This window comes from Acidobacteriota bacterium (assembly GCA_012517875.1).
Lineage (GTDB): Bacteria > Acidobacteriota > JAAYUB01 > JAAYUB01 > JAAYUB01 > JAAYUB01.
The window spans coordinates 19,708-43,206 of sequence record JAAYUB010000004.1 but is presented as its reverse complement, the minus strand read 5'-3'; the positions used below and the strand labels follow the sequence as shown (position 1 = coordinate 43,206).

At 68.8% G+C, this 23,499-nt stretch carries 22 protein-coding genes and 3 tRNA genes; 16 read left to right on the top strand and 9 right to left on the bottom strand.

Going from position 1 to position 23,499, the window contains the following annotated elements:
- Nucleotides 1–69: 69 nt before the first annotated feature.
- From GX414_00410 to GX414_00400, 3 genes are all read right to left on the bottom strand, one after another.
- Nucleotides 70–609 (bottom strand): hypoxanthine phosphoribosyltransferase, encoded by a 540-nt coding sequence (locus GX414_00410; GenBank protein ID NLI45549.1) that lies wholly within the window; start codon nucleotides 607–609, stop codon nucleotides 70–72.
- Nucleotides 606–1,958 carry a tRNA lysidine(34) synthetase TilS gene (gene tilS, locus GX414_00405; GenBank protein ID NLI45548.1) on the bottom strand — a complete coding sequence of 451 codons (1,353 nt, stop codon included), beginning with the start codon at nucleotides 1,956–1,958 and terminating at the stop codon, nucleotides 606–608. Before tilS ends, GX414_00410 begins: the two co-directional genes overlap by 4 nt.
- Before the next feature lie 131 nt (nucleotides 1,959–2,089).
- Nucleotides 2,090–2,166 (bottom strand) — tRNA-Met (locus GX414_00400).
- 161 nt (nucleotides 2,167–2,327) lie between these two features.
- Here GX414_00400 and GX414_00395 point away from each other — a divergent pair.
- Nucleotides 2,328–2,612 carry a YHS domain-containing protein gene (locus GX414_00395; protein NLI45547.1) on the top strand — a complete coding sequence of 95 codons (285 nt, stop codon included), beginning with the start codon at nucleotides 2,328–2,330 and terminating at the stop codon, nucleotides 2,610–2,612.
- Complete coding sequence (locus tag GX414_00390) at nucleotides 2,609–3,217, top strand: dephospho-CoA kinase (protein ID NLI45546.1); 609 nt, start codon at nucleotides 2,609–2,611, stop codon at nucleotides 3,215–3,217. Before GX414_00395 ends, GX414_00390 begins: the two co-directional genes overlap by 4 nt.
- 24 nt (nucleotides 3,218–3,241) lie before the next feature.
- Here the strand turns inward: GX414_00390 and GX414_00385 are convergent, their stop codons facing one another.
- Nucleotides 3,242–3,346 carry a 30S ribosomal protein THX gene (locus GX414_00385; GenBank protein ID NLI45545.1) on the bottom strand — a complete coding sequence of 35 codons (105 nt, stop codon included), beginning with the start codon at nucleotides 3,344–3,346 and terminating at the stop codon, nucleotides 3,242–3,244.
- Between the two features lie 270 nt (nucleotides 3,347–3,616).
- Between GX414_00385 and GX414_00380 the strand changes: the two genes are divergently transcribed.
- The 3 genes from GX414_00380 to GX414_00370 all read left to right on the top strand — a co-directional run bounded on the left by GX414_00380 (nucleotide 3,617) and on the right by GX414_00370 (nucleotide 5,130).
- A complete protein-coding gene (locus GX414_00380) occupies nucleotides 3,617–4,735 on the top strand; it encodes an isocitrate/isopropylmalate dehydrogenase family protein (protein NLI45544.1) in 1,119 nt (372 codons plus the stop codon).
- A gap of 121 nt (nucleotides 4,736–4,856) precedes the next feature.
- Nucleotides 4,857–4,932, top strand: a tRNA-Lys gene (locus tag GX414_00375).
- 122 nt (nucleotides 4,933–5,054) lie between these two features.
- Nucleotides 5,055–5,130 (top strand) — tRNA-Glu (locus tag GX414_00370).
- 37 nt (nucleotides 5,131–5,167) lie between these two features.
- Here the strand turns inward: GX414_00370 and carB are convergent.
- Both carB and carA read right to left on the bottom strand, forming a co-directional pair.
- A complete protein-coding gene (gene carB, locus GX414_00365; protein NLI45543.1) occupies nucleotides 5,168–8,386 on the bottom strand; it encodes a carbamoyl-phosphate synthase (glutamine-hydrolyzing) large subunit in 3,219 nt (1,072 codons plus the stop codon).
- Nucleotides 8,376–9,467 carry a glutamine-hydrolyzing carbamoyl-phosphate synthase small subunit gene (gene carA / locus GX414_00360; GenBank protein NLI45542.1) on the bottom strand — a complete coding sequence of 364 codons (1,092 nt, stop codon included), beginning with the start codon at nucleotides 9,465–9,467 and terminating at the stop codon, nucleotides 8,376–8,378. The genes carB and carA overlap by 11 nt, the downstream gene beginning before the upstream one ends.
- Nucleotides 9,468–9,678: 211 nt before the next feature.
- Between carA and GX414_00355 the strand changes: the two genes are divergently transcribed.
- From GX414_00355 to GX414_00320, 8 genes are all read left to right on the top strand, one after another.
- Nucleotides 9,679–10,170 (top strand): DinB family protein, encoded by a 492-nt coding sequence (locus GX414_00355; GenBank protein NLI45541.1) that lies wholly within the window; start codon nucleotides 9,679–9,681, stop codon nucleotides 10,168–10,170.
- A 115-nt stretch (nucleotides 10,171–10,285) separates the two neighbouring features.
- Nucleotides 10,286–10,987, top strand: a complete 702-nt coding sequence (locus tag GX414_00350) for a 4'-phosphopantetheinyl transferase superfamily protein (protein ID NLI45540.1) — start codon at nucleotides 10,286–10,288, stop codon at nucleotides 10,985–10,987.
- Nucleotides 10,984–11,829, top strand: a complete 846-nt coding sequence (locus tag GX414_00345; GenBank protein ID NLI45539.1) for a hypothetical protein — start codon at nucleotides 10,984–10,986, stop codon at nucleotides 11,827–11,829. Before GX414_00350 ends, GX414_00345 begins: the two co-directional genes overlap by 4 nt.
- Before the next feature lie 433 nt (nucleotides 11,830–12,262).
- Nucleotides 12,263–13,108: a hypothetical protein gene (locus GX414_00340; protein ID NLI45538.1), complete on the top strand. Its 846-nt coding sequence runs from the start codon at nucleotides 12,263–12,265 to the stop codon at nucleotides 13,106–13,108.
- Nucleotides 13,105–14,196: a bifunctional 3-deoxy-7-phosphoheptulonate synthase/chorismate mutase type II gene (locus tag GX414_00335; GenBank protein ID NLI45537.1), complete on the top strand. Its 1,092-nt coding sequence runs from the start codon at nucleotides 13,105–13,107 to the stop codon at nucleotides 14,194–14,196. The genes GX414_00340 and GX414_00335 overlap by 4 nt, the downstream gene beginning before the upstream one ends.
- Before the next feature lie 189 nt (nucleotides 14,197–14,385).
- A complete protein-coding gene (locus tag GX414_00330; protein NLI45536.1) occupies nucleotides 14,386–15,651 on the top strand; it encodes an FAD-dependent oxidoreductase in 1,266 nt (421 codons plus the stop codon).
- Nucleotides 15,652–15,873: 222 nt separating this feature from the next.
- On the top strand, nucleotides 15,874–16,458 hold the full coding sequence (locus tag GX414_00325) for a hypothetical protein (protein NLI45535.1): 585 nt from the start codon (nucleotides 15,874–15,876) through the stop codon (nucleotides 16,456–16,458).
- A gap of 307 nt (nucleotides 16,459–16,765) precedes the next feature.
- Nucleotides 16,766–17,350: a hypothetical protein gene (locus GX414_00320; protein ID NLI45534.1), complete on the top strand. Its 585-nt coding sequence runs from the start codon at nucleotides 16,766–16,768 to the stop codon at nucleotides 17,348–17,350.
- Between the two features lie 231 nt (nucleotides 17,351–17,581).
- Here GX414_00320 and GX414_00315 read toward each other — a convergent pair whose 3' ends face one another.
- Both GX414_00315 and GX414_00310 read right to left on the bottom strand, forming a co-directional pair.
- Nucleotides 17,582–17,830: a hypothetical protein gene (locus GX414_00315; protein ID NLI45533.1), complete on the bottom strand. Its 249-nt coding sequence runs from the start codon at nucleotides 17,828–17,830 to the stop codon at nucleotides 17,582–17,584.
- Nucleotides 17,831–17,901: 71 nt separating this feature from the next.
- A complete protein-coding gene (locus tag GX414_00310; GenBank protein ID NLI45532.1) occupies nucleotides 17,902–19,380 on the bottom strand; it encodes a nitronate monooxygenase in 1,479 nt (492 codons plus the stop codon).
- 166 nt (nucleotides 19,381–19,546) lie between these two features.
- On the opposite strand from GX414_00310, the gene GX414_00305 reads away from it, so the two are divergent.
- The 3 genes from GX414_00305 to GX414_00295 all read left to right on the top strand — a co-directional run bounded on the left by GX414_00305 (nucleotide 19,547) and on the right by GX414_00295 (nucleotide 21,132).
- The gene (locus GX414_00305; GenBank protein ID NLI45531.1) at nucleotides 19,547–20,203 is read left to right on the top strand and encodes a hemolysin III family protein; all 657 of its coding nucleotides are present in this window, start codon (nucleotides 19,547–19,549) and stop codon (nucleotides 20,201–20,203) included.
- 247 nt (nucleotides 20,204–20,450) lie between these two features.
- A complete protein-coding gene (locus GX414_00300; GenBank protein NLI45530.1) occupies nucleotides 20,451–20,819 on the top strand; it encodes a hypothetical protein in 369 nt (122 codons plus the stop codon).
- Entirely contained in the window at nucleotides 20,812–21,132 is a 321-nt protein-coding gene (locus GX414_00295; protein ID NLI45529.1) for a hypothetical protein, read from the top strand. Before GX414_00300 ends, GX414_00295 begins: the two co-directional genes overlap by 8 nt.
- Nucleotides 21,133–21,249: 117 nt before the next feature.
- On the opposite strand, the gene GX414_00290 is transcribed toward GX414_00295, so the two are convergent.
- Nucleotides 21,250–23,364, bottom strand: coding sequence for a S46 family peptidase (locus tag GX414_00290; GenBank protein ID NLI45528.1), 2,115 nt, complete (start codon nucleotides 23,362–23,364; stop codon nucleotides 21,250–21,252).
- Between the last annotated feature and the right edge of the window lie 135 nt (nucleotides 23,365–23,499).

The following is a 23,499-nucleotide window of genomic DNA, read 5'->3' as shown; positions in this document are numbered from 1 at the left end:
TCCGTCTTGGGACCGGTCGCCCGACAATGGTTTAGATGGCGATCCGGTGAAAAAGTGGCCGCTCCCCCGCTATTTGAACGTGGCCAGGTACGGCAGATTGCGGAATTCCTCCTGCACGTCGAGGCCGTAACCGAACACGAACTCGTCGTCCTTCGCCTCAAAGCCGATGTAGTCGGGCTGGATGTTGGTCCGGCGCTGGACCGGCTTGTCAATGAGCACCGCCAAACGGGCCGACTTGACCCCCTGAACCTGGATGTGGTTCAGCAGGTGGTCCAGGATGATCCCGGTGTCCAGCACCGTTGAGACGATCAGGACGTGTTTTTCGGTGATGGCCAGGGTCGGGTAAATAACGGTCTCGTCAATCTCCTTGATATAGCTATCTTCGACGAGGGAATCCTTGTAGTACAGGTTGATGAACTGGCAGCGGACCGGGATCTCCAGACAACGGATCAGGTCGGCCATGAAGATGAACGAGCCCCGCAGGATCCCCAGCACGTGGAGTTCCTCGCCCTGCATGTCCTGATTGATCTGCCGGGCCAGCTCGCGGACCCGTTCGCGGATCTGCTCCTCGGTGCGCCAGACCACGTAGGGTTTGCTCTTTTTCTTCATTCTGCCCGCCTTACGATGGTGATCAACCTGTCGGCACCCAAACATCCATCATCATTATAGCACAGGCCGAGCGACAACTCGGGCATTCCCAGGATATTACCGTCGGCGGCGCACACCACCACGACCCGATCGCGGTCGAACACCGGAATGCGGCGCTCCTGCAGAACCGCCTTGAGTTTGCGGGTGCCGCAGCTGAGCCGGATCCGGTCGCCGGGTCGAACGGAGCGGACACGCAGCATCCCGTCGGGCCGTGGCACCACAATGTGCGGCTCCGTCAGGCCGGCCGGCGGCGGTCCGTCGAGCGCCTCGAAGGCTGCGCCGGCCTCGGGCACCTCCAGCCGGCCCGGCACATCGAGCCCATACTCAAACGCGGCACTCCTGGCCGGGCCGAGGGCCAGACGGACCACGCCGCTGCCGAGGCGGACCTCCAAGCCGCCGGGCAGCACCGTCCGCCGGCCGCTCCGGCCGGCACGCAACAACCGCAGCGCGCGGTCCACATGCTGCCGTTCCAGCCGCCGCAGATCGCCGCGGGCCCGCCGGATGACGGCGCGCAGCACCGATCCCTGCAGCGCTTCTGGCAGCGCGAGGAAATCGGCCAGCGCGAAGCGGATGCCGTCCGCCGACTCGGCGAGCGGCGGCAGCAGCCGCTCCACGGCGGCGTCCAGGGCGGCCGCTTCTTCGCGCAGCAGGTCGGCCGTCCGCGCCACCACGGCCGCCGCATCCCCAAATCCCGCCTCCGCGAGCGCCGGCAGCACCCGGTGGCGCAGCCGGTTGCGCCGGTGACGCCCATCCCGGTTGGTGGCATCCTCGTGCCACGCCAGGCCGTGCGCGCGCAGGTACGCCAGGATCTCCGATCGGCTCGTCGCCAGCAGCGGCCGGATGCGGCCGTCGGTCGTGGCCGGCGCCATGCCGCCAAGGCCCGTGCTGCCGGCGCCGCGGAGCAGCCGCAACCAGAAGGTCTCGACCTGATCGTCGCGCTGGTGGCCCAGGGCGATCCGGTGGAAGCCGGACCGACGGAACTCGTCGAAAATTGCCAGGCGGCGCTGGCGCATCCATTCCTCGCGGTTGGCCCGCGGCGGGGGCGCCGGCGCAAGCTCCCGCCGGTGGAACGGCAGCGCCAGCCGGGCGGCGGTCTCCCGGCACAGTGCCTCGGCGTCGTCCCCGGCCGGCCCGCGGCGATGGTTGATGTGCAGCACCTCCAGGTGGAAGGGGACCGTGGACGCCAGCCGGGCGAGGAGGTGGACCAGGGCAATGGAATCGGGACCGCCGGAGCAGGCGGCCAGCACGCGCTCACCCGGCCGGATGAGCCCGTTCGCCCGGATGAATTGGAGGATGTCCCGGAGCCGCATGTTTCCCTCCGCCCGGCGCCGGCGCGGTCCGAGATCGGCCCGGTCGCCGGTTCCGGACGCAGTGGCACAGGATCGGGTGAGCGCTGACAGGTGAAACAGGACGAAGACGGCGCCCGGATGGGCGGAAAAAATGGTGCCGGTGCAGGGAATCGAACCCCGGACGCCGCGGATATGAGCCGCGTGCTCTAACCGTCTGAGCTACACCGGCACAGGCGCATTAAAATACCCAAACCATCCCGGATTGTCAAGTGAAAGCGAGGACGGACCGGCACCGGGCGCTCCCCAATTTCCCCTTGCCCCGACCGCCTCCCGGTGGCACCATAGGGCGACGCGCCGCACTCGGCACCCGCGGTCGCCAACGGGGAAGCCATGGTTGTGTTGGTCTCACGCATCATCCTGGTCCTGCTGATCCTGCTGGGGATCCGCCTGCTGGCGCGCGTGCTGGCGCCCCTGTTCGCCCCCCGCGGAACCCGACCCGCGACCCGGGCGCGCCGACCGGCCCGGGCGGTGCAGCGGGGCGAGATGCTCCGCGACCCGGTGTGCGGCACCTGGGTGGACCAGCGGATCGCGGTGACGGCGAGCCGTGACGGCCGGACAGTCCACTTCTGCTCCGCCGCCTGCCGGGACCGCTACCTCACGGAGCCGCCGTCATGATCACCGCCGGCCTCACGGGTGGGATCGCCTCGGGCAAGACCACCGTGGCTGGTATGTTCGCCCGTCTTGGTGCGCGGGTGATCGACGCCGACGCCGTGGCCCATGAGATCCTCCTCCGCAACGAGATTGTCTCCGCCGTGACCGCCCGGTTCGGCGGCAGCGTGCTGGATGATCGCGGTCGGGTGGATCGCAAGCGGCTGGGCGGCGCCGTGTTTGCCGACCCCGCCCACCGGGCGTGGCTCAACCGCCTGATGCACCCCCCGGTGCGGGCGGAGATCCAGCGCCGCCTGGCCGAGCCGTCCGATGACGGGCCACCGCCGCTCACCATCGTGGACGTGCCTCTGCTCGTGGAGTCCGGTGAGCCCCGGCGCTACGGGCCGTTGATTCTGGCTTATTGTCCGGAGGAAATCCAGGTGGAACGACTGATGCGGCGGGATGCGCTGAACCGGTCCGCCGCCCTGCAGCGGATCCGGGCCCAGCAGCCCATCGACGAGAAGCGGGCGGCGGCCGATTTCGTCATCGACACCTCGGGCCCGCTGGCCGACACCTTCCGCCAGGTTCAGGACGTCCGCCGGCGGTTGTTGCAAGACGCAGCGGCGCGCTGAGTGGCGGGTCCGGGTGGGGCGGGATTACTGCTTCTTCTTCTCGGTCTTCTTGACGTTGTTGGGGCGCGTCTTCCCGTGGGTGCCCCGATAGATCTTGCCGCGACGGGTGCGCTGATCGCCTTTGCCCATGGTGAACTCCTGTGCCATCGTAATCGAACCATCATCCGGGCGGCCGGCCCGGCAGAACGAGTAGTTCTACCAGAACACTGTCCGCTTGTCAACGGCGGTCCCGGCGGCGGGCCCGCCGGTAAGGGGTTCACCTCCCGCCCCGGTTATGATAGGATGAGGGATCCTTGGCCCGCCGTCTCCGCTCCCGGCCAGGTCTGGAGCGGACCGTGCGGCGGGAATGGGCAAGGGGCAGTGACGCGTGCACGCACCATTAATATAAGGAGACCCGTTATGGCCAAGTACCGCATTGCCTGGCTCCCCGGCGACGGCATCGGGGTGGAAGTCAACGAGGCGGCCAAGCTCGTCCTCGACCGCATCGGGCTGGACGCCGAGTACATCCACGGCGACATCGGCTGGGAGTTCTGGTGCAAGGAAGGGGATGCGTTTCCCCAGCGCACCATCGACCTGCTGAACAATGTCGACGCCGCCCTGTTCGGCGCCATCACCTCCAAGCCGGTCAAGGCCGCCGAGGCTGAGCTGGTGCCCGAACTGAAAGGCAAGGGGCTGGTTTATCGCTCCCCCATCGTCCGCATGCGGCAACTGTTCGACCTGTACGTCTGCCTGCGGCCTTGCAAAGCGTACCCCGGCAATCCGCTCAACTTCAAGGAGGGGATCGACCTGGTGATCTTCCGTGAGAACACCGAGGACCTGTACGCCGGCGTCGAGTTCAACCCGGTGCCCGCGGAGCTGCGCGACACACTCCTGAAGCTGTCCAAGCCCTTCGCCGCCTTCAAGGACGTGCCCCTGGACCAGTACGCCGTCTCGACGAAGATCAACACCCGCAAGGGCACCGAGCGGATCATCCGCGCCGCCTTCGAGTTCGCGAAGAAGTTCAACCGGAAGAAGGTGACCTGCGTCCACAAGGCCAATGTGGTCCGCGCCACCGACGGGCTGTTCCTGGAAACATTCAAGGAGGTGGCCAAGGGCTACCCCGGCATCGCCACCGACGACGCCAACATCGACGCCATGTGCATGTGGCTGCTGAAGAACCCGTTCAACTACGACGTGCTGGTGGCGCCTAACCTGTACGGCGACATTGTCAGCGACCTCTGCGCCCAGATGGTGGGCGGCCTCGGCTTCGGCTGCTCCGGCAACATCGGCGAGAAGCTGGCCGTGTTTGAACCCACCCACGGGTCCGCGCCGAAGTACGCCGGCCAGTACAAGTGCAACCCCATCGCCACCATCCTGGCGGCCAAGATGATGCTGGACTGGCTGGGTGAAACCGAGAAGGGCGCCCGCCTGGAGCAGGCCACCGCGGCGGTCATCGCCGAGGGAAAGGTCCGCACGTACGACATGGGCGGCGCCAGCAAGACGCTGGAGATGGCCCAGGCCGTCGCCGCCAAGCTGTAACGACACCTCCGGCTTCGAACTCCGGCAACCCATCGGCCGCCGGCCGCCGCCTTGAGCGGCGGCCGGCGGCCTGTTCTTGACATTCCGGCGCGTTGCGCTATCATGGGACCGCTTTTTGGGCGGGGCGTTAGCTCAGCTGGCAGAGCAACGGCCTTTTAAGCCGTGGGTCGCTGGTTCGAATCCAGCACGCCTCACCACTTTTCCTCCTTTTCTCGCCGCGCCGCCGCGACGGATATCAGCCCGGCTACTGTGCTTTTCGCCTTGACTTGCGCCCGAGGTTGAGGTAAAAATGCCGACTCTGTTCTTTGGACACTGATCCGTCCCCATCGTCTAGAGGCCTAGGACACTGGCCTTTCACGCCGGCAACAGGGGTTCGAATCCCCTTGGGGACGCCAACATAGCGAGCCGCTCCACACCCGGAGCGGCTTTTTTTCAGTACTCGTCCCAGCTTTTGACGGACAACTCGGCCAGATTCAGTCGGCAGACGGCGTGGATAAACGCCCCCGCCAGCCGCGCATTGGTCAGGAGCGGCACATTGTAATCGATGGCGCTGCGACGGATTCGGTAGTCGTTGCTGAGTTCGTCGCGGCTCAGGTTCTTGGGGATGTTCACCACCAGGTCCACCCGCCGCTCCCGGATGACGTCCAGGCTGTTGGGTCGGCCGTCCTCGTCGGGCCAACGAACCGCCTCAGCCGTCACGCCGTGCCCGGCCAGGAAGGCGGCGGTGCCGCGGGTGGCGTAGAGGGGGAGCCCCCGCGCCTGCAGCAGCCGGCAGGCCGCCAGCAGCTCCAGCTTCGACCGCGGCTCGCCGGTGGACAGCAGCACGCCCCGCTCCGGCACGGCGTAGCCCACCGCGAGCATCGCTTTGAGCACCGCCTCGTGGAAGTCCTCGCCGAGGCAACCCACCTCGCCTGTGGAGGCCATCTCAACGCCCAGGATCGGATCGGCCTTGTGCAAGCGGGCGAAGGAGAACTGCGGCGCCTTCACGCCCACGCAATCCAACTCGAAGATGGATTTGTTCGGTTTCTCCACCGCGCGGCCCAGCATCACCCGCGTGGCCAGCTCCACCAGGTCGAGCTTGAGCACCTTGGACACGAACGGGAAGGAGCGCGATGCGCGCAGGTTGCACTCGATCACCCGGATGTGGTTGTCCCGGGCCAGAAACTGGATGTTGAACGGGCCGGAGATCTCCAGCGCGCCGGCGATCTGGCGGGTGATCCGCTTGATGCGCCGCACCGTCTCGAGATACAGCTTCTGGGGCGGGAAGACCATGGTGGCGTCGCCCGAGTGCACGCCGGCGAATTCCACGTGCTCGGAGATGGCGTAGGCCAGGATCTCGCCGGCGCGGGCCACGGCGTCGATCTCGATCTCCTTGGCGTTCTCGATGAACTCGGAAACCACCACCGGGTACTGGCGCGACACGTTCGCCGCGAGCCCGAGGAAGTGCTCCAGCTCCTCGCGGTTGGAGACCACGTTCATCGCCGCGCCCGACAGCACGTAGGACGGGCGCACCAGCACGGGGTAGCCCACCGCGTCGACGAAGGCGAGGATGTCGGCGACGCTGGCGAGCTCCCGCCAGCGCGGCTGGTCCACACCGAGCCGGTCCAGGAGGGAGGAAAACTTGTGGCGGTCTTCGGCGGCGTCGATGGACTCGGGGCTCGTGCCCAGCACCGGCACGCCCCGGCGGTGCAGCCGCGGCGCCAGGGTGTTGGCAATCTGACCGCCGGTGGACACGATCACGCCGAGCGGCCGCTCCAGTTCCACGATATCGAGCACCCGCTCGAGACTCAGCTCTTCGAAGTAAAGGCGGTCGCACATGTCATAGTCGGTGCTCACCGTCTCCGGGTTGTAGTTGATCATCACCGCCTGCAGGCCCTCGGCGCGGACGGTCCGCACGGCGCTCACACCGCACCAGTCGAACTCGACACTGGAGCCGATGCAGTAGGCGCCGGAGCCGAGCACCACCACGCCGCCTCCGTCGGCGGTGAAATCGACATCGTGCGTGTCGCCGCCGTAGGTGAGGTAGAGGTAGTTCGTCCGCGCCGGGTACTCGGCAGCCAGGGTGTCGATCTGCTTGACGCTGGGCACGATCCCCCGCGCCTGGCGGTGGCGGCGCACCGCCAGCGTTTCCGCCTCGATGGTCTCGGCCGACGGGTCCCGGACCAGCCGGGCGATCTGGAAATCGGAAAACCCGCGCCGCTTGGCCTCGCGGAGCAGCGCGTCGGAGACCGCCTCGAGCCGGCCGCAGGCGGCCAGTTCGCCGGCCAGCTCATGGATATGCTCCAGGCGCTGGAGGAACCAGCGGTCGATGCGCGTCCGCGCGTGGATCGCCTCGATCGTCCAGCCGCGGGCCAGCGCCGCGGCGATGACGAAGACGCGCGTGTCGGTGGGCTCGGCCAGCGCCCGGCCGATGTCGTCCACGACCGGCTCCCGGTTGGCGACGAAGCCGTGCATGCCCTGACCGATCATCCGCAGCCCCTTCTGGAATGCCTCCTCGAAGGTGCGGCCGATGGCCATGACCTCGCCCACGCTCTTCATGGAGCTGCCCAGCTGCTTGTCCACCCCTTTGAACTTGCCCAGATCCCAGCGCGGGATCTTGCACACCACGTAGTCGAGCGCCGGTTCGAAGCAGGCGGTGGTGGTGCCGGTGACGGCGTTGCGGAGCTCAGGCAGGGCGTGACCCAGCGCCAGCTTCGCCGCCACGAACGCCAGCGGGTAGCCGGTGGCCTTGGACGCCAGAGCGCTGGAGCGCGACAGCCGGGCGTTGACCTCGATGACCCGGTAGTCGGCGGAGTCGGGATCAAGGGCGAACTGGATGTTGCACTCGCCCACGATGCCCAGGTGGCGGATGATCCGGAGGGAGAGCGCCCGCAGCTGGTGATACTCGGCGTTGGTCAGCGTCTGGGACGGCGCGACCACGATGCTCTCGCCGGTGTGGATGCCCAACGGGTCGAAGTTCTCCATGTTGCAGACGGCGATGCAGTTGTCGAACCGGTCCCGCACCACCTCGTACTCCACTTCCTTCCAGCCTTTGAGCGACTGCTCCACCAGGATCTGCGGCGCATAGGCGAACGCCCGCTCGGCGCGGACGGCCAGCTCCGCCGCGTCGGTGCAAAAGCCGCTCCCCTGCCCGCCCAGGGTGAAGGCGGCGCGGATGATCACCGGGAAGCCCAGCGCGCGGGCCGCCGCCGCGGCGTCCGCCACGGAGGTGACCGCCATGCTGCGGATGGTGCGCACGCCGATCTCGTCAAGGCGCCGGACGAACCGCTCCCGGTCCTCGGTGTCGGCGACGGCCTCGATGGACGTGCCGAGCACCCGGACGCCGTGCCGCTCCAGCGCCCCGGCGGCGTGGAGCTGCAGGCCGCAGTTGAGCGCCGTCTGGCCGCCGAAGCCGAGAAGGATACCGTCAGGCCGTTCCTTTCGGATCACCGCTTCCACAAAGAACGGTGTGACGGGAAGGAAATAGACGCGGTCGGCCACGCCCTCCGAAGTCTGCACCGTGGCGATGTTCGGGTTGATCAGGACGGTCCGAATGCCTTCCTCCCGCAGCGCCTTGAGCGCCTGGGAGCCGGAATAGTCGAACTCGCCGGCCTCGCCGATCTTCAGCGCGCCGGAGCCCAGCACGAGCACGGAGCGGATCTCAGCGCCCATGACGCACCAGGTCCATGAAATCGTCGAACAGGAACTCGGTGTCGGTGGGGCCGCCCGAGGCCTCGGGGTGGAACTGCACCGAGAAGAACGGCCGCGTCCGGTGGCGGAGCCCCTCGTTGGTGCCGTCATTCAGGTTGACGTAGAGCGGCTCCCAGCGGTCGTCCAGCCCCGCCGGATCCACCGCGAAGCCGTGGTTCTGCGAGGTGATGAACGCCCGCGGCGTACCGGGCCGGCCCACGGGCTGGTTGTGGCCGCGGTGGCCGAACGCCAGCTTGTAGGTACGCGCGCCGGCCGCCCGCGCCACCAGTTGGTGCCCCAGGCAGATGCCGAACACGGGCCGACCCGCATCGAGCACCGTGCGGATATGCGCCACCGCCGTGGCGCAACGCGCCGGGTCGCCGGGGCCGTTGGAGACCACCAGGCCGTCGAAATCCATGGCGGTGAAGTCGTGGTCCCACGGCACCCGGACCACCGTGGCGTCGCGCCGCAGGAGGCAGCGCAGGATGTTGTGCTTCACGCCGCAGTCCAGCAGCACGATCCGCCGCCGGCCGTCCCCGTAGGTCTGCACCGCGCGGGCGCTCACCTGGGCCACCAGGTCCTCGCGGTTGGGATCGCGCCACCCCGCCGGCGCGGTCTCCCCTTCGGGGATGATCCGGCCGAGCAGGGTGCCGTGGGTGCGGAGGCGCCGGGTGATCGCCCGGGTGTCGACGCCCGAGAGGCCCGGCACGCCGTGGGCCGCCAGCCAGTCACCGAGGCTGGACCGGGCAGCCCAGTGGCTGTGCCGCCCCGAATAGTCGGTGATGACCAGCCCGGCCACCCGGACCGCCTCCGACTCGAAGTTGGCGCAGACGCCGTTTTCAATCTTCAACTCTGGCACACCGTAGTTGCCCACCAGCGGGTAGGTGATCACCAGGATCTGGCCGGTGTACGAAGGGTCCGACAGGCTCTCGGGATAGCCGGTCATGGCGGTGTTGAAGACCACCTCGCCGGCCGCCGGCCGCACGGCGCCAAAGAGACGGCCGGTGTGTTCGCTGCCGTCCTCGAGGATCAGGCGGCCTGCCGCCGCCGCTGTCTGTTGCATGCATGCGCCCCCGAAAATTTCGGCAATGGTAACACAACCCTTCGGCACTGCTGAACACTTTTTCAATCAGCAAGTTGTTTGATGTAACCCATTATAAAAATGGAATTGAATTACCCCCTCTTCCAGCCCTATGATGGGAGTGCGTGCCGCACGGTCACCCCTGCCTAACTTCAGACGGGAGCGGCCGGATCCGGCCCCGGAGGTCGCCATATTGACGGAGCTTCTGCCTCTGGACGAAATCTTCCGGCTCAACACCGGCCTGCTCCGCCACGCGTTGGCCGGGGTGGATGACGCCTCCGCCCGCCGCCAGCTTCATCCCGCAATCAATCCTATTGCCTTCCTGGTCATTCACCTTCTCGACGCCCGGTTCTCGATGGCCCGCATGATCGGCGCGCCGGCTGAAAATCCACCTCAAGCGACATGGGACGCGGCCGCCTCCTCCGACGCCCTGCCCGGCGTGCCTCCGTTGGAGGAACTCCTCGCCTTGTGGCACGTGGTATCTACGGCGCTGGCCGAACGCGAGCCGCGGCTACTCGCCGCCGATCGGGCGGCCCCGGCACCCCACCCCTTCCCCGTGACCCACCCGTCGGTGTGCGGCGGGCCGGCTTTTTTACTGCAGCACGAGTCGTACCATCTGGGGCAGCTCGGGCTGCTGCGCCGGATGCTGGGCCTCCCCGCCATGGCGTGGACATCGGGCGACTGACGCCACCGCCGGAGGCCGGATGCACGGAACATCACCCCCCTCACCTGCCCGATGGCTGCCACTCCCGGCCGACTGTTGCCCAGCCGTCGGCGAGATCCACGTCTGGCGGGCTGGATTGGATTGGGCACCCGGCGCCCTGGCCGAGGCTGCGTCCTCCCTGAGCTCCGACGAGCGGGAGCGCGTCGCGCGGCTGCGGCTGCCGGCGCATCGGGAGGCGTTCGTCGCCGCCCGGGCGTTCCTCCGTGGCGTACTGGCCCGCTGTCTCGGTGCGGACGCGGCGGCGCTCCGCTTCGGAGCGACCGCCCACGGCAAGCCGTACCTGACCGCGCCCGCAACTTGCCTGCATTTCAACCTGGCTCATTCGGGCAGCGTAGCACTGCTCGCGGTGGCCGGCGACGGGCCAGTCGGCGTCGACGTGGAACGCGTCCGCGCCGACCTGGACCTGGATGGAATCGCCCGGCGGTTCTTCCGTCCCGAGGAAAGCGCGGCGCTCGCCGCCCTGCCGCCGGAGCGTCGCACCGACGGATTCTTCGCCGTGTGGACGCGGAAGGAGGCGTTGCTCAAGGCGCTGGGCAAGGGCATCGCCGGCGGCGTGGACCGGTTCGGCGTCACCGTGGACCCGGTCGCGCCCGCCCGCGTGATTGCCGCCGCAGGCGGGCCCGGCGAGGCAGCCCGCTGGTGGCTGGCCGACCTCGCCGCCGGCCCCGGCTACCGCGCCGCCGTGGCGGCGCCGACCACGCCCAGCCGGTTGCTCACCTGGGCGTGGCCCGGTCCGGCGGACAGCCCGGCATCCCGCGCAGCGGAGAAAACCCCATGACCCAGCCACCGGACGTTGCCTGGCGCCGGTTCACGTTCGGGCTGCTGCCCATCGTCTTGCTCTTCGCCTGGGCGGCATCGAGCGGTTGCCGGCCGGAACCCCGCCGGGACTGGGCTGGACTGAGCGCGGCCGCCGCGCAGGCGGGCGACTGGCACGTCGAGGGGCGCACGTGGCTGGAGAATCCCGCCGCCAGTCCCAACGGGCGCTATCCGGGCTACGACCGCGGCCGGCTGGAGGGGTGGCGGCACGGAGACCGGCTGACCCTGACCCGGCGGGAGCCGGACGGCCTGGCGGAGATAGTGATCATCGAAGGTCTCCAGGCCCGGGGGTTCGTGGTGCATCACTTCATCCGATTTTTTGACGGTCGCACCGAGGGCACCCGCTTCACCTGCGCCGATCCGGGTGAGTTGTACGACAACTGGCCCGTCGCCGCCCTGCTCGTTGATGCCGCCGACGGTTATCCCTGGCTGGGAAAAGCCGGGCAGCCCCGGCCCACCCCCGCTCCCGAACCGTTTCCCCACCGCCGCGCGCCCACGGTCTGGTTCCGGCTCACGCTCCGGCGCGATCCGCCGCCGGGTTTCTCGGAGTATCTCGACTTCCGGCTGGGACTCTCCCCCCGCGACGGCCTCGTCCGAACCGCGGTGGGCGCCCTGCGGGAAAACCCGAAGGATCCCGGGGCCGAAATCCTGCACCGGGTGGTGGTGTTCGACCGGGTGACCGTTCGCCCCATCGGCCCCGCAGAAGGCCTGCTGCCGGCCGACGCCGCCCGGGCAGCCTGGTGGGACGCGGTGATGAACCGCGCGATCCCCCCGCCCCGCCCTCTCATTCTGGCCAATCCCTGATCCCGTTTTCACCGCCGAGACGCAGAGACGTAGAGATCGCAAGCGATGTTCTGCATCACGACGGGTCATCGGGTTTGAACACTGGCCGCCCGACCAATCAGTCCTGTCCGGCGGCTTGCACCCGGCGGTCGAGACTTCTCCGCGCCTCGGTGTCTCCGCGGCGAATACCGGCCAATTCAACTCCGGCCTTGACACGACCGCCTTTCCGGTTTATAGATGGGCCGATCGAAACCGAATCGGAGCAAATCATTCGGATAGGATAGCGCGCGTGATGTTCGTCGACGACCGGTCCCGCTTCTACTTTTACTTTTACTTTCCGCCTTCGCGGGGCCGGGGGAGCATGCGCGCCGACTAGCTGACCAGCCAGATCAAAAGTTCCCACAAGCCCCGAAGCGATTCGGGGCTTTTTTATTTTCAACGGAGGTCAACGACCATGCGCATCGCGATCCAGGGCGGCATCGGGTCATTCCACCACGAGGCGGCCGACCGCTTCGCACCCGGTGCCGCCGAGCCAATGGTCTGCCGCACGTTCAGCGCCGTGTGCGAAGCGGTGCGCACCGGCGCCGCCGCGCGCGGCCTCATGGCAGTGGAGAACTCGCTGGCGGGCGGCATCGTCGCCAATTTCGCCCTGCTGGGCGAGTATCCGCTCCACGTGCACGAGGAGCTGTACCTGCGCGTGGAGCAGCACCTCCTGGCCCTGCCCGGCCAGCGGCTGGCGGACATCCGCACCGTGCACTCCCACCCCGTGGCCCTTCTCCAGTGCAGCCGCTTCCTGGCGGCCCACCCGCACCTGGAATGCGTGGAGAGATGGGACACCGCCGCCAGCGCCGCGGACATCCGGTGCGGAAGCTTGTGCGGAACCGCCGCCATCGCCGGCCCCCTGGCCGCCGAGCTTCACGGCCTGGCGGCGCTCGCCACCGGCATCCAGGACCACGCCGACAACTATACCCGCTTCCTGGTGCTGGCGGCCGCACCGCCCGCCGGCGATCCGCCACCCGACAAGGCGTCGGTGCAGTTCCGCCTGCCCCACCGGCCGGGGACGCTGGCCGCCGCGCTGGCGGCACTGCGCCGCGCCGGGGTGAACCTGACCTTCATCCAGTCGCTCCCCATCGCCGAGAACCCTTACGAGTATGTCTTTCACGTGGATATCGAATGGGAGCGCCCCGGGGCCCTCGACCCGGCGATGGCGGCGCTGAGCGGCCGCGCCGCGGCGGTGCGCCTTGTGGGCGCCTATCACCGCGGTTGCCGCCCCGCGGTGGCCCGGGCGGTGACATCATGACCCGCGCTGCGGCGAACCCGTCGACTGCGCCACCCCTCTGGCTCAAGGGGCGGCCGTACGTCATCGCCGGTCCCTGCAGCGCCGAAACAGAGACACAGGTGCTCCGCACGGCGCGCCGGCTGCGGCGGGACCGGCGGGTGGCCGCGTTCCGGGCCGGCATCTGGAAGCCCCGCACCCGGCCCGACTGCTTCGAGGGCGTCGGCGTCGCCGGCCTGCCGTGGCTCCAGCGCGTCCGCCGGGATACAGGCCTGCCCGTGGCGGTGGAGGTGGCTCGCGCCCAGCACGTCTACGAGGCGCTGAAGCACGGCGTCGACATCCTCTGGGTGGGGGCGCGCACCACGGTCAATCCGTTCTCGGTACAGGAGGTGGCCGAGGCGCTCCGCGGCGCTGACGTGCCGGTGTGGGTGAAAAATCCCGTCAGCCCCGACCTGTCGCTCTGGCTCGGGGCGGCGGAGCGCCTGGCGCGGGCGGGCGTCCGCCGCCTGGGGGCGATCCACCGCGGCTTCTCCACCGCCGACGCCGGCCCGTGGCGGAACGCGCCGCGGTGGGAGCTGGCGTTGGCTTTCCGGAAGGAGGCACCGGACCTCCCGCTGCTCGGCGACCCCAGCCACCTGGGCGGCCGGCGGCAATTCGTTGCGGAAATCGCCCGGCGCGCCCTGGACCTCGGCTTCGACGGACTCATGGTCGAAGCGCACACCCGCCCCGCCGCGGCGCTCAGTGACGCCGCCCAGCAGCTCACGCCGGCGGCGTTGACGGCGCTCCTCGACTCGCTGCCTGGCCACCGGCGCGGCGCGCCGTGCGACACAGCGCCGGCGGCGGGCCTGGCGGCGCTGCGCGGCGAGATCGACCGCCTCGACGAGGAACTCATGCGGCTCCTGTCGCGCCGAAACCTGGTGGCAGGCCAGATCGGCCGCTACAAGAAGGCGCATCGCATGGCGGCGTTCCAGGGCGGCCGCTGGCGCCAGGTGCTGGACGACCGGCTGGAGCAGGCCGTCCGGCTGGGCCTCGACCGGCGGCTGGTGGAGGAGATCCTGCAGCGGATTCACGACCTGTCGCTCCAGGTCCAGATCTCGGCCATGCGGCGGTAAGGGGCGCGGGCGGCTCTTTCCCTACGGCCGGCTGCGCCTCCGCGCGTTACCGGCCGACGACAGGACCTTCCGAATGGTTCGCCGTTGACCCAACCGCGGTGAGACTGGTGGAACCCTGGCCGGTCCGCCCGGCATCTCAACGACCATCGCCGGTGAGAGAAACGGGACCACCATCGGAGCGACACCGCAATGGCCCACTCAGAATCCCAACCGATTGATGCCGTCATCGTGGGCGCCGGCCTGGCCGGCCTGGCCTGCGCCCGGGTGTTGCAGGCCGCGGGTCTCGCCGTCACGGTGCTCGAAGCGGCGGATGCCCCCGGCGGCCGGGTGCGCACCGATGCCGTGGACGGCTTCCGCCTGGACCGGGGCTTTCAGGTGCTGCTCACCGCTTACCCGGAGGCCCGCCGGGTGTTGGACTACGCCGCCCTCGACCTGCGGCCGTTCGAGCCGGGTGCGCGGGTGCGTGCCGGCGGGCACTTTCACCGTGTGGCCGATCCCTTCCGTCGCCCCTCGCGGGCGCTGGCCGCGGCGTTGGCGCCGGTGGGCACCATCGGCGACAAGCTGCGTGTGGCCCGGTTGAGCCGCGCCCTCAAGCGGCTGCCGCCCGACGCTCTCCTCAACGCGCCGGACGGTTCCACGGCGGCCGAACTGGATGCGCTGGGTTTTTCGCCGACCATGGTGAAACGCTTTTTCCGCCCCTTCTTCGGCGGCGTGTTCCTGGAAAGCGGTCTGGTGACGTCTCGTCGGATGTTCCGGTTCATATTCGGCTTGTTCGCCGCCGGCGATGCGGCGCTGCCGGCGGACGGCATGGGCGCCATATCGGCCCAGCTCGCCGCGGCGCTTACCACAGGCACCCTGCGGCTCGACGCGCCGGTGGCGCGCCTCGACGGCACCGCCGCGGTGCTCGCCTCCGGCGAACGGGTGGCCGGGCGGGCAGTGGTGCTGGCCATGCCCGGCGCCGACGCGACGCGCCTGGCGGGTGCGTCCGTCGCCGCGCCCGCCGCCAAGGGGGTCACCTGTCTGTACTACGCCGCCGACGTCGATCCCGTGGGCGAGCCCGTGCTGGTGCTCAACGGCGACGGGGACGGCCCGGTGAACAATCTGTGCGTGCCGAGCGTCGTCGCCCCCGGCTACGCGCCGCCAGGGGCCGCGCTCGTCTCGGCCACGGTGCTGGGCGTTCCGGCGGCGGGCGACACCGAACTCGACGCGGCGGTCCGGGCCCAGCTCCGCGGCTGGTTCGGGCCGGCCGTGGCGGGCTGGCGGCTCCTGCGGACTTACCGCATCCTCCACGCCCTGCCGGTGCGAGACGAGCTGGACCCGGCCGCCCTGCAGCGGCAGATCCGGATCCGCCCCGGCCTTTGGCGCTGCGGCGACGAGTGTGACACGCCGTCCATCAATGGCGCGCTCCGTTCCGGCCGGCTGGCCGCCGAAGCGATCCTGACCATCTGCGGCTGACTCGTCACTTGCCTGGCGGAACATGCAGCGGACCACACCGCCGGGACGGCTCCGCGGCCGTTGCCGCGCGCCGGGCGGGCGCTTGAAAATCCGCCGGCGATGACCCATAATGAGAGTGCTCATTCACCCGGCGACACGGATCAGATTCGCCACCGGGGACACGGCTGCATCAGCCGTCTGACCGGCTGTCATATTCTTGATCTTTCAGAGGGGGAATAGCCGATGACCGCCCAGGTTCCCGACACGCTCCAGTACGACGGCCATGCCTACGCCATCGCCGCCATCGAACGCGACTGGCCGTTCCACCCCGACGCCCTCGGCTTGCGCGAAGGACAGCCGGCCGCCGCCTGCACCGCCTGCTGGCGCGGGCACGTGGGCCACTATGCGGTCCGCGACGGGCGCCTGTATCTAATTCGGCTCAACCTGCTCGCCGGGCCGAATCCGCCGGCGGCCTGGGACGGCATTCCGCCCGGAGACAAGCCCGACTCCATGGGTTTGTGGGAATACCGGGACATCCTCCATCCCGTGCCGTATTCCGGCGGTGTGGTCATCGCCCGGGAGTTCATCCAGGAGTTCTACGTCCACATGGGCTTCCAGCACCCCCTCGGCTACAAGGTGGTGCACGAGCTCCGTTTCGACCGCGGGGCGCTGCAGCTCGCCACCGACCACTCCGCCCGGATGGCGGAGTTGCGCCGCCTGGTCCGGAGCGGGCATCCGGAGCAGGCGGGCATCGCCTGCTGCAGCACCAACGTCGCCCGCCTCATCGAAGACGCGTTTTCGCTGTCGTACGAGAAAAAATGGCGGTGATCCGTCGCACCGTTGAGTGATCCATGAAAATCAGGGAACGACAGTCCTAATTTCAAAGATGCTCCAGTGTTTGGCTTCCGGCGGCGCGCTCTGGGCAGTGACAATCTCGCGCAATCTCACCCCACGACCGAACCGGGGATTTCATCAGGCGTGCGCCGGGCGGGCGCTTGAAAATCCGCCGGCGATGACCTAAAATGAGAGTGCTCATTTACCAGGCGACACGGATCAGATTCGCCACCGGGGATACGGCTGCAACAGCCGTCTGACCGGTTGTCATATTCTTGATCTTTCAAAGGGGGAATAGCCGATGACCGCACAGGTCCCCGATTCAATCCGGTACGACGGCAAATACTACGCCATCGCCGCCATCGAGCGCGCCTGGCCCTTTGATCCCAATGCCCTCGGTCTGAGGAAGGGATGCTCTCTAATTAGCACCGCCTGCTGGCGGGGATATGAGGCCGGCTACGAGGTCCGGGACGGGTTTCTGTTCCTCGTCCGGTTGAGGGTGCTTTACTATTCGCATCAATCCCCGCCGTCATGGAACGGTCTTGAACCGCGCCTTTGCACCAATGACACCAACATGTGGGAGTACCCCGATCTTCGATACCCCATTGATTATTCGGGCGGCCTGATCATCGGTCGGGGATTCCTGCAGGAGTTTTACGTCCACATGGGCTTTCAGCGGCCGCACTGCTATGAGGTGGTGCACGAGCTCACCTTCGAGCACGGTTGGTTGCGCCAGGCCACCGACCACTCGCTGCGGATGGAATTCGCCCGCGAGCTGATTCGTTCAGGCCACGGAGAGTGGGCGGGCGTCAACCTGTCGCGTGACGATACGGATCGTTTCATCGACGAGTCGTTTTCCATGTCGTGCGACAAGAAGTGGCCCTGAGCCCACCGAAGGAACCAGGGTGTGCCGTCACGACGCGCAGCCGGCGCGTCTGTCGCAATGCAGGGTGAGCACCGCCACGCGAAGAGGTGAGCGTTGATTCATGTCCGAACCCATGACGGCTTACATCCACTGGCCGGCGATTTCAGCCTGCTCGCGTCGCGGGGCCAACGCTGAAGCGCCAAATGGTGCGGGAAATGGTCATCGGGTGAGCCGTGGACGGCGAGAGGCGCGTCAACGGTGTGCCCGGACCAGCAGCACCAGTCCCAGGAACAGCACCAGCGTGGCAACGATACCGGGCACCGAGACCAGCGCCACGGAAAATCCCTGCAGCCAGGCCAGCACGCCGATCTCCGGCATCAGCATGCCGCCCACGAACGCCAGCGACAGGTACTGGACGGCCATGAAGCCGAGCACGACCGCGCCGAGGACGATGCAGATCCATGCCAGCGCGAGGCGCCCGCGATCCGGTTGTCCCGCCATGGATGTTGCGCCTCTGTGAAATCGCGCCCCCTATCCGGCCACGACGCGCCGGCGGCGACGCACCCGCGCCGCTAACGCGGCTCCGCCTGCAGGTCCAGCCCGCCGGCCCGCAGCTGTTCCAGCGCGGCGACGGCGGCTTCGTACTGCTCCCGCACCGCGGCCACCTTCTCGTTCCACGCCCCCTCGTACTCCGCCCGCAGCGCTGCGATTTTTTCGGGCCACGCGTTCTCATAGTCTTTCTTCAAGCGGGCGATCCGCTGGTTCCAGGCCCGCTCGTACTCGTTTCGGAGCTCGCCCAGGCGGGCCAGCGCCGTCCCGTATTCGTCTTTCAGGCTCTTCCAGCGCTCCACCAGGCGGACGTACTCGTCGCTGATGGACCGCGCCGCAGCTTCGACGGCGGCCGCGTATTCCGCCTTCAGGCCGTCCACGAGCTCCCGGACGGGGACAATCCGGTCCACCCGGTGCGCGTTGGCGCCGGCGAAGGCGAAGCCGTCGTCCAGGCGCCCCTGGCGGGCGTTGTCCAGCGCCAGCGAGATGCAGTAGGCGGCCGCCCGGGCGTCGCAGCTCTCCAGGCAGCGCCACGGGCAGCGGAACGACCGGCGCGCGCCGCGGGCGACCTCGTCGAGAAAGGGGTTGCGGATCGCCCGGCCGGGCAGCCCCACCGGGCTCTTGATGATGACGATGTCCTCCTTCCGACACCGCACGTACGCCTCCTTGAAGCGCGGGTCGGCGTCGCACTCGTCGGTGGCGACGAAGCGGGTGCCGAGCTGCACGCCCCGCGCCCCGAGCCGCAGGATCCGGTGCATGTCGGCGCCGGTGTACACGCCGCCGCCGGCGATGACCGGGATCGGCCGGCCGAATTCCGCCTCGAACGGCCGGACCTCGGCAATCACGCCGGGGACGATCCGCTCCAGCGCGAACGCCGGATCGTCGATCTGCTCCGGTTTGAAGCCCAGGTGGCCGCCGGCCAGCGGGCCCTCCACCACCACCGCGTCAGGCACGTCGCCGTAGCTTTTCCGCCAGTGGGTGAAGATCAGCCGGGCCGCCCGGCCGGAGCTGACGATGGGGACGACCTTGACGTTGGCCGCCCGCAGCGCCGCCACCGGGATGCCCCGCAGCGGCAGACCGGCGCCGAGGAAGACGATGTCCGCCCGCTCCTCCACCACCACCTGCAGCAGCTCGTGAAAGTCGTTCACCGCCACCATCAGGTTCACGCCGATCACGCCGCGGGTGCGCGCGCGGGCCCGGCGGATCTCGCTCCGGAGCGCCCGCTGGTCGGCCGCGCGGCCGTCGGCGTAATAATCGGGCTCGATCATGCCGATGGCGTTGGCGGCGATCACGCCGACGCCGCCGGCCTCGGCCACGGCGGCGGCGAGCCCGGCGAGCGAGATGCCGACGCCCATGCCGCCCTGCACGATGGGCACCGCAGCCCGCAGGTCACCGATGACCAGCGGGGGCAGGTCCTTTTTCGGCGCGAGCCATTCGGGCAGCTCCAGGCGGGGCAACTGCAGCTTCGGCAACTGGATTTTCGGAAAATTGTTGAAGTCCAATGAGATTTCCTTGCGTGTGATTCCCACAGTCTGGTTGTATTGTACTCCAGTCCGGGTGATAAAAGGCCAAAATGATGCCTGTTCCACTAATTATGGTTGGTCCGCAACCGGATCGCCGCCGCCATCGGCCGGAGACGGACGTATAATACCAGCCGGAGGAACGGTCATGCGCGCAGCGGACAGCGACCGGCGGTACCGCGGCGGCGAAGAGATCGCCAACAGCATCATTCACGGGACGGGCGCCCTGGCCGCCGTGGCGGGGCTGGTGGTTCTGGTCGCCGCGGCCGCCGCCACCGACGACGGGTGGCGCATCGTCAGCGCCGCCATCTACGGCGCCACGCTGATTCTGCTGTACACCGCCTCCACCCTGTACCATGGCATCGCCCACCCGCGCGCCCGGCGAGTGCTCCGCTTCATCGACCACGCGGCCATCTTCCTGCTCATCGCCGGCACCTACACGCCCTTCACCCTGGTGAGCCTGCGCGGGCCATGGGGCTGGTCGCTGTTCGGGGTGATCTGGGGACTGGCGCTGACAGGGATCACCGCCCAGTCCCGCCTGCTGCACCGCTGGACCGCCCTGTCGCTGGCCCTCTACGTCGCCATGGGCTGGGCGGCGGTGGTGGCCGTGCGGCCGCTGCTCGACGCGGTGGCCCCGGGCGGCCTGCTGCTGTTGCTGCTCGGCGGGATCGCCTACACCGCGGGCATCGGGTTCTACGTGTGGCGCCGCCTGCCCTACCACCACGCCGTCTGGCACGGTTTCGTGCTGGCCGGCAGCGCATGCCACTATTTTGCCATCCTGGGCTTCGTCATTCCGGCCGGCTAGCCGCATCAGTCCGACTGTGTTATAATTCCGCCACACGCCGATCCACCGATTTATCGGGGCAATCCGCTTACCGGGAGAGATCCATGATGGACGTGACCGCGGTGGCGCAAACGCCCAAGCCGGGAAACAGGCACCCGGCGGACGGCTGCGCCCGTCGATCCGGCGCTCCAGCCGGCCCCGGCAGACCGGAATCCGCAGGCGTCCCCACCGAACCCCGCCCGACCGACTTGTCCCCAGGAGGCCATCGATGAATCACGACGCCGTCCAGATCATGTTTCAGGTGTCCAACGCATTCCTCAGCGTCATCGACCTCATCCTGCTCGCCGTCGCCGTGGTGGTGGCCGCCATCTGCACCCGGCGCCGGCAGGGCGCGGCGGCGGCCTGGATGCTCGCTGTGGCTTGTGCCGGGCTGTTCGCCGCCGGCCTGACGCGCTGGGTCGTCGAGTTCAGCGCGGCGACGCTCATCGGTCGATTCAGCGCCACCGGATTCCAATGGGTGGAACTTGGCTTGGCCGCAACGGAGATTCTGCTGACCGCCCTCTTCGCCGCCGGACTCTTCATGTTCCGTCCCACCGAACCTCCCGCCGCGCCGGCCGGGGAGGTGCGCCATGGATAACCTGTCGCCGGGCTGGCTCTGGACAGCCGTGAGCTTCCTCTGGATCGTCGTGTACGGCGCGGCGGCCGCGGCGGCCTTCTGGCGGTTCCGCACAAAACGTCCAGGCATCCTCATCGGCGGGGCCTTCGCCCTGCTCGCGGCGAAGGTGGTGGGAATGCAACTCCTGCAACAGTTCGCCTTCGCCGAACGGCCGTTCAACAATCCGACCCGGCTGGTGACCTACACCGTCAATTGGCTGCTCACCGCGGCGCTGCTGCTGGCGGTGGCGGTGGGCGTGGCGCTGATTCCGCGCGCGCTGAACCGGCGCGGCTGATCCGCTACGATCTGGCCGGGGCCGAACCCATCCGCATAGAAAACACCCGGGACCCGGGGCTGAATCCCCGGGTCCCGGTCCACTGACTGTATTACCGGTGACCCACCGGCGTGCGGGCTAGCGCGCTCCGGCGGCGATCCCTTCGATCTCGTCGGCCAGGGGGCCGGCGTCGTAGAGCACCCGCAGGGCGTGGATCATGCCGGCGGCGTGCACCGACACGGTCCGGTTCGCCGTCATGTCGAAAACGAAGCGGCCCGGCAGGCTCTCGATGTTGCCGTCGAACACCAGGCCCACCAGCTCGCCGGCCCGGTTGATCACCGGCGAGCCGGAGTTGCCGCCGATGATATCGCAGGTGGAGACAAAGTTGAGCGGCGTCTCCATCTGGACCTTGTCCTTACGCTCCAGGAACCGCGCCGGCAGATCGTACGGGGGCTTCAGGCCAAAGCCGAGCGCCCGGTCGTACAGGCCGTGGAAGGTGGTGAGCGGCGGGGCCTGGGTGCCGTTCATCGGGTAGCCGGCGACGGTCCCGTAGCTCAGGCGGAGCGTGCCAGTGGCGTCAGGGTAGGCGTTCTTGCCGTACACGGCGAAACGCGCCTGCCCGATCTTTTCGCTGGCGGCCACCTCGATGCTGGTGATGTTTGCTTCCTGCCACTGCCGCCGCTCGCGGAGGATGGGCGCCACCCGGCGGGCCAGTACGATGAGCGGGTCGTCGCTCGCGTCCACCGCCGCCGCACCGCCCTCGAGCAGCTGCTGCCGGATCTTGGGATCGGCCAAGCCGGTCCCCTCGATGAGCCGGTGCGCCACCTCGGTCGGCTCGCCGCCGTCCAGCAGCGCCTGCACGAACGCGTCGGCGGCGCCGAGCTCCTCCCGGGCCTGAAGCAGGAAGTCGGCCAGCAGCACCTCCTCGAGCGCCGGGTAGATGGGCGCTCGCGACAGGAGCCGGAACCGCAACGTCTCGAGGTCGGCGTCGTGGAAGCCCTCGAGGCGCTCGGCGTCCGGCTTGCCGATCTCGGCCGCGTACTGCACGAGGGTCAGGGCCGTCGACGAGAGGCGCGACCGGTACCCGCCCAGCGACTGGAATTCGAGGGCGGCGATGTGCGCCCGCTGCAACTGCGTCGTCGCGGCGATCGCCGGCCAGGCGCCGCCGAATGCCTTCGCCCATTCGGGATTGGCGTCGATCCGGTTGCGGAATTCTGTTTCCTCGGCGGCCTTGCGGTCCAGCAGACTCCGGTTGAGCATGCCTTCGTATTCACCGATCGACGACTTGAGCGAATTCTCCGCGCCGAAGATGCCGCCCAGCGCCTGCCGGGCCTCCTCGGGTCCGCGGGCCGCATAGGCCCGGAGCACGCCCAGCGTCCGTTTCAGGGTGGCGATGCGGCGGGGCAGCAGCACGTCGCGCTGCAGCTCCAACTGCGCCAGCGTGTAGAGCCGGTTCGTCCGCGCCGGATGGCCCGACACGAACACCAGTTCGCCGGCGGCGGCACCGGCGGCGTTCCACTTCAGGTAATGCTTCACCTGCAGCGGCCGGCCGGCGTCGTACACCCGGAAGATGGTCAGGTCAAGATCATGGCGGGGATAGGTGAAGTTGTCGGCGTCACCGCCGAAGAACGCGGCCTGCTGCTCCGGGCAGAACACCAGGCGCACGTCGGTGTACTTGCGGTAACGGTACAGCCAGTACTCGCCGCCGTGGTACAGCGAGATCACCGTGCAATCCAGGCCGGTCGCCGCGTGGCCCTCCTTCTCCAGCCGGGCGATCTCGCTCCGACGGGCCTTCATCGCCTCCGCGCCGGTCACACCGGCCGGAACCGCGCCCAGCACGCGGGCGGTGACATTCTCCATGGACTCGAGCACGCGGACCTCCTGGTCCGGGCACTTCAGCTCCTCGGCGCGGGTCCTGGCGTAGAATCCGTCGCGCACCAGATCCCGTTCCCGGGTGGACAGTTTCTGGATCTGCCCCAGACCCACATGGTGGTTCGTCAGGATCAAACCGTCGGGGCTGACGAACGAGCCGGACCCGCCGGACCCCACCCGGACGCTGGCCAAACGGACGTGCTCCAGCCAGGCCGCATCGGGCTGGAACCCATACTGCTCCGCCAGAAGCCGCAGGGGCGGATTGTCGTACGTCCACATCCCCTCGTCGGCCGAGACCCAGGGGGCCGCGCCCCAGCCGCACACGACCACCGCCACGGCGGCCAGCCACACCCACCGAGACATTCTGCTGCGATCGCTCATGATCACCTCGTGAAATGATGATGGCGCGCGCCCCCGGCACGGGCCCGCTTGTCGCGGAACGGTCCGGGATCGCGCGGCGTCAGGATTTGCGGACTGTCGGGGGGGTGCACCGCTGTCGTTCTGTCCGTCCCGTCC

Bases quoted from the DNA above. Each gene is read 5' to 3' on its own strand.
- GX414_00410 (NLI45549.1), bottom strand. From the start codon at position 609: ATGAAGAAAAAGAGCAAACCCTACGTGGTCTGGCGCACCGAGGAGCAG.
- tilS (NLI45548.1), bottom strand. From the start codon at position 1,958: ATGCGGCTCCGGGACATCCTCCAATTCATCCGGGCGAACGGGCTCATC.
- GX414_00395 (NLI45547.1), top strand. From the start codon at position 2,328: ATGGTTGTGTTGGTCTCACGCATCATCCTGGTCCTGCTGATCCTGCTG.
- GX414_00390 (NLI45546.1), top strand. From the start codon at position 2,609: ATGATCACCGCCGGCCTCACGGGTGGGATCGCCTCGGGCAAGACCACC.
- GX414_00385 (NLI45545.1), bottom strand. From the start codon at position 3,346: ATGGGCAAAGGCGATCAGCGCACCCGTCGCGGCAAGATCTATCGGGGC.
- GX414_00380 (NLI45544.1), top strand. From the start codon at position 3,617: ATGGCCAAGTACCGCATTGCCTGGCTCCCCGGCGACGGCATCGGGGTG.
- carB (NLI45543.1), bottom strand. From the start codon at position 8,386: ATGGGCGCTGAGATCCGCTCCGTGCTCGTGCTGGGCTCCGGCGCGCTG.
- carA (NLI45542.1), bottom strand. From the start codon at position 9,467: ATGCAACAGACAGCGGCGGCGGCAGGCCGCCTGATCCTCGAGGACGGC.
- GX414_00345 (NLI45539.1), top strand. From the start codon at position 10,984: ATGACCCAGCCACCGGACGTTGCCTGGCGCCGGTTCACGTTCGGGCTG.
- GX414_00340 (NLI45538.1), top strand. From the start codon at position 12,263: ATGCGCATCGCGATCCAGGGCGGCATCGGGTCATTCCACCACGAGGCG.
- GX414_00335 (NLI45537.1), top strand. From the start codon at position 13,105: ATGACCCGCGCTGCGGCGAACCCGTCGACTGCGCCACCCCTCTGGCTC.
- GX414_00330 (NLI45536.1), top strand. From the start codon at position 14,386: ATGGCCCACTCAGAATCCCAACCGATTGATGCCGTCATCGTGGGCGCC.
- GX414_00325 (NLI45535.1), top strand. From the start codon at position 15,874: ATGACCGCCCAGGTTCCCGACACGCTCCAGTACGACGGCCATGCCTAC.
- GX414_00320 (NLI45534.1), top strand. From the start codon at position 16,766: ATGACCGCACAGGTCCCCGATTCAATCCGGTACGACGGCAAATACTAC.
- GX414_00315 (NLI45533.1), bottom strand. From the start codon at position 17,830: ATGGCGGGACAACCGGATCGCGGGCGCCTCGCGCTGGCATGGATCTGC.
- GX414_00305 (NLI45531.1), top strand. From the start codon at position 19,547: ATGCGCGCAGCGGACAGCGACCGGCGGTACCGCGGCGGCGAAGAGATC.
- GX414_00300 (NLI45530.1), top strand. From the start codon at position 20,451: ATGAATCACGACGCCGTCCAGATCATGTTTCAGGTGTCCAACGCATTC.
- GX414_00295 (NLI45529.1), top strand. From the start codon at position 20,812: ATGGATAACCTGTCGCCGGGCTGGCTCTGGACAGCCGTGAGCTTCCTC.
- GX414_00290 (NLI45528.1), bottom strand. From the start codon at position 23,364: ATGAGCGATCGCAGCAGAATGTCTCGGTGGGTGTGGCTGGCCGCCGTG.